Raw genomic sequence first — 1,483 nt, 5'->3', positions numbered from 1 at the left:
CTTCTTTTGGCGACCGAAGGAAGTACCTGTGGGTATGCCCCAAAGAAGCAAAAGGACTGCACTTTTATATAAAGAATTATCAGTATAAAATAAATAATAACAGGAAGAAAGGTTATGCAACTTACAGTTTAAAAGTTAAAAAATCTTACTATATTCCACAATACTAACATCTACATCATCATAAACAAAATTCTTTAATATCCTTGAAGAAAATAATTTACTATCTACTTCTGGAAAAAATCTATCGCAATTATAATCTTTATTTATATGAGTAAGATATATTTTATCAGCATAATCCATTGCTCTTTTATAAATGGACTCTCCTCCTATAATAAATATTTGATTATGCTTTTCTAATAATAATTTAGAAATAGCATTTTCAAAATTGTCATCATAAAAAAGGTTATCGTATTTATCTGAAAGCTCATTTTTATTAGATGATATAACAATATTTTTTCTATTTGGAAGAGGCTTTCCCCCTAAAGACTCAAAAGTAACTCTCCCCATTACAACAGCATATCCTGTGGTAGTGCTTCTAAAAAACTGCATATCTTCTTTGATGTGCCCCCAAGGCATTACACCATTTAAGCCTATGCCGTTTTTTGAATCAACCGCAGCAATTAATGAAACTATCAAACAGCTACCTCCGCTTTTATAGTTGGATGATATTTATAGCCTTCTAATCTAAAATCCTCATAAACATGGCTAAATATATTCGGACGCTCTTCTATAAATAATTCTGTAGTCTGTTCATATGGCTCTCTTGAAAGCTGAAGTTTAACTTGCTCCATATGATTATTATAAATATGTGCATCACCAAATGTCATTATTAATTCTGAAGCTTTTAGTCCGCTATGCATAGCTAAAAGTCTTGTGAGTATAGCATAAGAGCTTATATTAAAAGGAACACCCAAAAACAAATCCGCAGAACGCTGATATAAATGCGTTATTATACCGCCTTCATTGTTAACAAAAAATTGACACATCATGTGGCAAGGAGGCAAATGCATTTTATCAATCTCTCCCACATTCCAAGCATTCAAAATATTTCTTCTGCTTGTAGGATTATTTCTTAATGTATTAACAACATTAGAAATTTGGTCTATTTTGTTTCCTTCTTTAGTTTCCCAAGCTCTCCACTGCTTTCCGTATACTGGTCCAAGCTCACCCATATCATCAGCCCACTCGTCCCATATATGAACATTATTCTCAAGCAAAAATTTTATATTTGTTGAGCCTTGCAAAAACCATAATAATTCTATAATAACACCTTTCATAAATACTCTTTTTGTAGTTATAATAGGTATTTTATTGCCTTCAAATTTAAATCTTAACTGAGGAGCAAATATTCTTCTAGTGCCAACCCCTGTTCTGTCTTTAGTATCTTCACCCTCTTCTAAAACTTTTCTTAATAATTCCAAATAGTTTTTCATAAACAATCCTAATTTGTTTTTTGAAATAATTATACATGTTTAATTATTTT

General features: G+C 30.9%; 2 protein-coding genes. Both read right to left on the bottom strand.

What is annotated here, in order from left to right; genetic code table 11:
- Positions 1-135: 135 nt before the first annotated feature.
- Entirely contained in the window at positions 136-636 is a 501-nt protein-coding gene (locus E6A48_RS09870; protein WP_219710041.1) for a dihydrofolate reductase, read from the bottom strand.
- The gene (locus tag E6A48_RS09865) at positions 633-1,433 is read right to left on the bottom strand and encodes a thymidylate synthase (protein ID WP_219710040.1); all 801 of its coding nucleotides are present in this window, start codon (positions 1,431-1,433) and stop codon (positions 633-635) included. Before E6A48_RS09865 ends, E6A48_RS09870 begins: the two co-directional genes overlap by 4 nt.
- Positions 1,434-1,483: the final 50 nt, after the last annotated feature.

Source organism: Brachyspira pilosicoli (genome assembly GCF_019402445.1).
GTDB lineage: Bacteria > Spirochaetota > Brachyspiria > Brachyspirales > Brachyspiraceae > Brachyspira > Brachyspira pilosicoli_B.
This window is presented reverse-complemented; position numbering and strand designations above follow the sequence as displayed.

What these genes read in the sequence shown, in the direction of transcription:
- E6A48_RS09865 (WP_219710040.1), bottom strand. Translation starts at nt 1,433, where the DNA reads ATGAAAAACTATTTGGAATTATTAAGAAAAGTTTTAGAAGAGGGTGAA.